This is a genomic window from Streptosporangium fragile (assembly GCF_039534445.1).
In the GTDB taxonomy this organism is placed as follows: Bacteria; Actinomycetota; Actinomycetes; order Streptosporangiales; family Streptosporangiaceae; genus Streptosporangium; species Streptosporangium fragile.
Genome location: NZ_BAAAVI010000011.1, coordinates 154,227 through 160,750, shown reverse-complemented (window position 1 = coordinate 160,750; position 6,524 = coordinate 154,227). Strand labels below are relative to the sequence as shown.

The following is a 6,524-nucleotide window of genomic DNA, read 5'->3' as shown; positions in this document are numbered from 1 at the left end:
CTCCATGGTCCTGCTGCCCGCGGTCACCTACGTCGTCTCCTGGTCCGGCTGGTTCGCCTCCCCGCTGGGCTGGGGCCGCAACTGGACGCAGGCGACCTCCCAGGGGCCCGGCTTCTTCGTCTTCGATTCGATCCGGTCGTGGCTGAGCTACCACTTCCAGGTGCTCGGCTTCCACACCGGGCTGAGCGAGCGTCACGACTACCAGTCCGACCCGTGGACCTGGCCCATCCTCTCCCGGCCGGTGGCGTTCTTCTACGAGGGCTCGGGCAAGGGCTGCGGCGCCGGCACGTGCTCGCAGGCCGTGCTCGGGGTCGGCACCCCCGTCATCTGGTACGGCGGCCTGGCCGCGCTCATCGCCATGATCGCCTGGTACGTCGCCACCCGCGACTGGCGGGCCGGAGCGGCCCTCCTGGGCTACGCCGCCGGCTGGCTGCCCTGGTTCTACTACGCCATCGCCGACAACCGGACGATGTTCCTGTTCTACGCGATCGCCATGGTCCCGTTCATGATCCTGGCGATCGTGCTCGCGGCCGGACTGATTATCGGACGCCTCGACGCCCCGCCCAACCGCAGGGCGGTCGGGGCCGCCGTCGTCGGGGCTTTCACGCTCCTGGCGCTGGTGAACTTCGGATGGCTCTACCCGGTGCTGACCGCCGAGCTCATTCCGCACTCGCAGTGGTGGGCGCGGATGCTGTTTTCGAGCTGGGTCTGACGCTCCGCCCGCGGCCGGCGGTCCCGCGCCGGGGCACCCCGCCACCGGCGGTCCCGCGCCGGGGCACCCCGCCGTCGGGGGTCTCACGCCGGGGAAGCACGCGCCTGAGAAGCCCGCCGAGGAACCCGCGTCCGGGGATCCCGCGCCGCAGCGAGATCGCGGCGGCCAGGCACGCCAGCGGCACAGCCGGCAGCAGGTAGCGGTAGTCGAACTCGGCCGTCGCGGCCGGGGCCAGGATGAGGCCGAAGGCCGCCAGCCACGGCAGCAGCACCGGGCCGCCGAGCACGCGCCAGCGCGCCACCACCCCGGCCAGGCCGACCAGCAGCAGCAGCCCCAGCACGATGCCGGGCAGCCGGACGACGCGCTGGTAGCCCTGCATGAACCCGGCCCACGGATCGTGGACCTCGGTGCCGACCACGCTCAGCTTGCCCCGGATCTGCGCGGTCCGCAGGCCCGGGTCGTACTTCTGCGCGTCGGTGTCGGCGGTGCCCCGGTAGGACGCCCAGGCCGGCAGTATCTTGTCCTCGGGCAGGAACTCGTACTGCCGGTAGGTGTTGGCGTCGGGGAAGCGCGGCCGGCCCCAGTGGAAGGCGCGGAAGAAGTCGCCGGCCACGATGGCCAGGTAGTCGAGCGGCTGGGACAGGATGGCCCGCTGGGCGAACTGGCCGGCGGTCCGGTTCATCGCCGGGGTGAACGTGCTGCCCACCCCGAAGGCGTGGAAGCGCTGGCCGTTCTGCGCCCACCACAGGTATTTCTGCCCGGAGAAGTGGCGCTCGCTCGGCGGGGCGCTGATGCACAGCAGGGCCAGCTCCAGCTCCTCGCGGGGATCGATCCCCATCTTCTTGCAGTCGGCGAACAGCGAGGTGCGCATGTAGAGGATCGCGCCGTCGCTGTTGGTCATCGCGAAGTTGCCGTGCGCGGAGGAGAACCAGGCCATGTAACCGACCACCGGGACCGCGCACGCGGTCACCATCGCCGTGATCGGCTTCCAGCCCGTGCGCTTGACCAGCAGGTAGACCACGACCAGCGCCAGGATCGGCAGCCCGATCGACCGGGTGAGCGCGGTCAGCGCGAGCAGCAGGCCGATCACCGCGCCGAGCCGCCAGGTCACCTTCCGGTGCCACAGCACCAGCGTGATCACGCCCACGACCAGCAGGACGAACATCGTATCGGACATGATCAGGTGTTCGAGCTGGATCTGGTAGGCGTCGAACAGCACCGGCACCGTGGCCAGCGTCGCCCCCCAGCCGGGCAGCCCGAACCTGCGCCGCAGCAGGGCGTAGATCAGCACGGCGACGCCCAGGCCCATCAGGTGCTGGACGAAGGCCACCACGGCGAAGCTGTGCAGCGGCCGGAGCAGCAGCAACAGGAAGGAGTAGCCGTTCGGGCGCAGCGCGCTGGGCCGCTCGGGGTTGACCGCCCCGGAGACGTACTCGTAGGAGTCGTTGAACCACAGCGCCGGTCCGTAGCCGAGCATGGTGACCACACGCAGCAGGAACGCCAGGACGAGAGCGGCCGCGAACAGACGATGCCGGTGCAGGAACGCCCGGAGGCGCGCGACCCTGTCGGCTGTCGGAGCGTCCAGACGAGGGCGTTCGGCGACGGTCACCATGCACTACAGGATGCCAGCCGTTTGGCCGAGTTGACCCGGGCAGGGGGAAGCGGAAGGCATCATGGTTGGATTGGCCCCTGCCGTGATTGAAGGGTTGAGACGTGGAACTGACCGTGGTCATGCCTTGTCTGAACGAGGCGGAAACCGTGGAGACCTGCGTACGCAAGGCACTCGCCTGCATGCGTGAGCACGGCATCGACGGAGAGGTCCTGATCGCCGACAACGGCAGCACGGACGGCTCGCAGCAGCTCGCGCGCGAGGCCGGCGCCCGGGTCGTGCACGTCGACGCCAAGGGCTACGGCAACGCGCTCATGGGTGGCATCCGCGCCGCCCGCGGCCGTTACGTGATCATGGGTGACGCCGACGACTCCTATGACTTCACCGGGCTGATGCCCTTCGTGGAGCAGTTGCGCGACGGCGCCGACCTGGTCATGGGCAACCGTTTCAAGGGCGGCATCGCGCCGGGCGCCATGCCCCCGCTCCACCGTTACCTGGGCAACCCGGTGCTCTCCTTCATCGGCCGGCTGTTCTTCCCCAGCGCGATCGGCGACTTCCACTGCGGCCTGCGCGGTTTCCGACGCGACTCCATCCTCAAGCTCGGCCTGCAGACCGGCGGCATGGAGTTCGCCAGCGAGATGGTCGTCCGCTCCACCCTGGCCGGGCTGGACGTGCGCGAGGTGCCCACCACGCTCTCGCCCGACGGCCGCTCCCGCCCGCCGCACCTGCGCTCCTGGCGCGACGGCTGGCGCCACCTGCGCTTCCTGCTGCTCTACAGCCCCCGCTGGCTGTTCTTCATCCCCGGCCTCATCCTGATGAGCATCGGCCTGGTCGCCGGCACGGCCCTGACCTTCGGCCCGGTCTACATCGGCAACCTCGCCTTCGACGTCGACACCCTCGTCGGAGCCTCGGCCGCGATGGTGATCGGCTTCCAGGCGTCGCTGTTCGCCCTGTTCACCAAGGTGTACGCGGCCGAGGAGGGCTTCCTGCCCGAAGACAGGCGGGTGCGCAAGCTCGTCGACATCGTCACCCTGGAGAAGGGGCTCGTCGCCGGCGGCCTGCTGGCCCTGGCGGGCCTGGCGGGCCTGGTCGCCTCACTGGTCCACTGGCAGACGCGCAGCTTCGGCCCGCTGATCCCGTCGGAGTCGCTGCGCATCGTCGTGCCCTCGGCCACCGCGCTGATCATGAGCTTCCAGACGATCTTCGCGGCGCTGTTCATCAGCATCCTCGGCATCCGCCGCAGTAAGGAGACGCCCATCGACGTGGCCGCCTCCGCCGCGGAGGAGGCCGCCGAGGCGGTCAGCCGTGACACCGCGGCCGAGGCCGCCGGCACCGTCGCCGACGGCGTCGCAGCCTCCGGGAGCCCCGAGAGCCGGGAGAGCACCAAGGCCTGAGCCCGCGTCCTTTAGGCTGGGGCCATGTCCCAGCACATCTTGACCGCGGTCGCCTGGCCCTACGCCAACGGCCCCCGCCACATCGGGCACGTCTCCGGGTTCGGCGTGCCGTCCGACGTCTTCAGCCGTTACCAGCGGATGGCGGGCAACAAGGTCCTGATGGTGAGCGGGACCGACGAGCACGGCACCCCCATCCAGGTGCAGGCGGACAAGGAGGGCGTGACCGCCCGCGAGCTCGCCGACCGCTACAACAGGGTGATCGTCGAAGACCTCCGGGCGCTGGGGCTCTCCTACGACCTGTTCACCCGGACCACGACGGCCAACCACTACGCCGTGGCGCAGGAGATCTTCAAGGGTCTCCACGCCAACGGCTACATCTTCCCCAAGACCACGATGGGCGCCATCTCGCCCTCCACCGGTCGCACCCTGCCCGACCGCTACATCGAGGGCACCTGCCCGATCTGCGGCTACGACGGCGCGCGGGGCGACCAGTGCGACAACTGCGGCAACCAGCTCGACCCGATCCAGCTGATCAACCCGGTCAGCAGGATCAACGGTGAGAAGCCGGTCTTCGTGGAGACCGAGCACTTCATGCTCGACCTGCCGGCCTTCGCCGAGGTGCTCGGGTCGTGGCTGCAGTCCAAGCAGGGCGACTGGCGGCCCAACGTCCTGAAGTTCTCCCTCAACCTCCTCGGCGACCTGCAACCCCGCGCGATCAGCCGCGACCTCGACTGGGGCGTGCCGATCCCGCTGGAGGGCTGGAGCGACCAGGCCAACAAGCGGCTGTACGTCTGGTTCGACGCCGTCATCGGCTACCTCAGCGCCTCCATCGAGTGGGCCCGCCGCTCCGGTGACCCCGACGCCTGGCGCCAGTGGTGGCAGAACCCCGAGGCCCGCGGCTACTACTTCATGGGCAAGGACAACATCGTCTTCCACTCGGAGATCTGGCCGGCGATGCTGCTGGGCTACAACGGCCAGGGCTCCCGCGACGGCTCCCCGGGCTCGCTCGGCGCGCTCAACCTGCCCTCCGAGGTGGTCTCCAGCGAGTTCCTGACCATGGAGGGGCGCAAGTTCTCCTCCTCGCGCCAGGTCGTCATCTACGTGCGCGACTTCCTGGAGCGCTACGATGCCGACGCGCTGCGCTACTACATCGCGGTGGCCGGCCCGGAGAACCAGGACACCGACTTCACCTGGTCGGAGTTCGTCAACCGCAACAACGGCGAGCTGGTGGCGGCCTGGGGCAACCTGGTCAACCGCTCGATCTCGATGGCGGCGAAGAACTTCGGGGTCATCCCCGAGGCGGGCGACCTGACCGACGCCGACCGCGCGCTGCTGGCGCAGAGCAGGGCCGCCTTCCCCAAGGTCGGTGCCGAGCTCGCGCGCTCCCGGTTCAAGAACGCCGTCACCGAGGCGTTCGACGTCGTCCGCGAGGCCAACCGGTACCTGGCCGAGCAGGAGCCGTGGAAGATCAAGGACAACCCCGAGCGGGTCAAGTCCATCCTCCACGTCGCCCTGCAGGTCGTCGACGACGCCAAGACCCTGCTCACGCCGTTCCTGCCGACCTCCTCCAACAAGATCTACGCGATGCTCGGCGGCACCGGGGTCTGGTCGGGGATGCCCGAGGTCCGGGAGGTCGACGAGGAGGGCGGCCGCGCCTACCCGATCATCACCGGTTCCTACGACGGCGCCGCCCGCTGGGAGTCCTCGCCGATCAGGGCCGGCCTCCCGCTGGCCCCGCCGACCCCGCTGTTCGCCAAGCTCGACCCGAAGGTCGTCGACGAGGAGCTCGCCCGCCTGGAGGGCTGACGCCTCCGGGCCGCCCCGCGACCGGTCTCGGCCGCTGCCGGACGTCGGTCCGGTGGCGGGCGCGGGCCGGGGCGGGGCGTCGGTAGGTTGAGAGCGTGAGCACGACGACGCTTCCCGCCGCCCCCGAGCCCCTCCCCGCAGAGGTGTTCGACAGCCACTGCCATCTGGACATCATGGTGGGCAACCGCCAGGCATCCTCGGGCGATTCGGTCGCGCAGGCCGCCCAGGCGGCCCGGGCGAGCATCGAGGGGATCCTCGACGACGCCCGTGCCGTCGGTGTGACGCGGCTCGTCACGATCGGCTACGACCTGCCGTCCTCCCGCTGGAACGCCGAGACGGCCGCGCTCCACGCCGACGTCTACGCCGGGGTGGCCATCCACCCCAACGAGGCGCACGCCTCGACGCCGGAGACACTCGCCGAAATCGAGGAACTGGCCCGTCTGCCGCACGTCAGGGCGGTGGGGGAGACCGGGCTCGACTACTACCGGGACTGGGCGTCCAAGGACGACCAGCACGCCAGCTTCCGGGCGCACATCGAGATCGCCAAGCGGACCGGCAAGGCCCTGGTCATCCACGACCGGGACGCCCACGACGACGTGTTGCGCGTACTGGCCGAGGAGGGCGCCCCGGACGTCGTCGTCTTCCACAGCTTCTCCGGCGACGCGGAGATGGCCAAGAAATGCGCCGAGGCCGGATACTTCATGTCCTTCTCCGGCCCGGTCACCTACAAGAACGCCGGATACCTCCGCGAGGCCGCGCGGATCGCGCCCCTGGAGCTGATCCTCGTCGAGACCGACGCGCCCTACCTGCCTCCGGTGCCGCACCGAGGCAAGCCCAACGCGCCCTATCTCATTCCGCTCACGCTGCGCTGTGTCGCCGAGGTCAAGGAGACCGACCTCGCCGGCCTGGCCGCCGCGGTCAGCGCCAACGGGGAGACGGTCTTCGGCGCCTGGTGACCCCGCCCGGCCGGTGCGGGAAGCCCCGGCCGGGCACGTACGAGACC

The 6,524-nt window shown here is 70.2% G+C and carries 5 protein-coding genes; 4 read left to right on the top strand and 1 reads right to left on the bottom strand.

Going from position 1 to position 6,524, the window contains the following annotated elements; all coding sequences use genetic code 11:
* The coding region (locus tag ABD841_RS10240; protein WP_486389204.1) for a dolichyl-phosphate-mannose--protein mannosyltransferase at positions 1–712 on the top strand (712 nt) is incomplete at its 5' end.
* Here ABD841_RS10240 and ABD841_RS10235 read toward each other — a convergent pair.
* A complete protein-coding gene (locus ABD841_RS10235; protein WP_344970067.1) occupies positions 660–2,324 on the bottom strand; it encodes a hypothetical protein in 1,665 nt (554 codons plus the stop codon). The genes ABD841_RS10240 and ABD841_RS10235 overlap by 53 nt on opposite strands.
* A 101-nt stretch (positions 2,325–2,425) precedes the next feature.
* Here ABD841_RS10235 and ABD841_RS10230 point away from each other — a divergent pair, with 101 nt between their 5' ends.
* The 3 genes from ABD841_RS10230 (at position 2,426) to ABD841_RS10220 (ending at position 6,477) form a co-directional block, all read left to right on the top strand.
* Positions 2,426–3,715, top strand: coding sequence for a glycosyltransferase family 2 protein (locus tag ABD841_RS10230; protein WP_344970065.1), 1,290 nt, complete (start codon positions 2,426–2,428; stop codon positions 3,713–3,715).
* A 24-nt stretch (positions 3,716–3,739) separates the two neighbouring features.
* Entirely contained in the window at positions 3,740–5,521 is a 1,782-nt protein-coding gene (metG, locus tag ABD841_RS10225) for a methionine--tRNA ligase (protein WP_344970063.1), read from the top strand.
* 95 nt (positions 5,522–5,616) lie between these two features.
* The gene (locus ABD841_RS10220; protein ID WP_344970062.1) at positions 5,617–6,477 is read left to right on the top strand and encodes a TatD family hydrolase; all 861 of its coding nucleotides are present in this window, start codon (positions 5,617–5,619) and stop codon (positions 6,475–6,477) included.
* The last annotated feature ends 47 nt before the right edge of the window (positions 6,478–6,524 follow it).

Excerpts from the sequence above, each read along its gene's own strand:
- ABD841_RS10235 (WP_344970067.1), bottom strand. The coding sequence starts at position 2,324 with ATGGTGACCGTCGCCGAACGCCCTCGTCTGGACGCTCCGACAGCCGAC.
- metG (WP_344970063.1), top strand. The coding sequence starts at position 3,740 with ATGTCCCAGCACATCTTGACCGCGGTCGCCTGGCCCTACGCCAACGGC.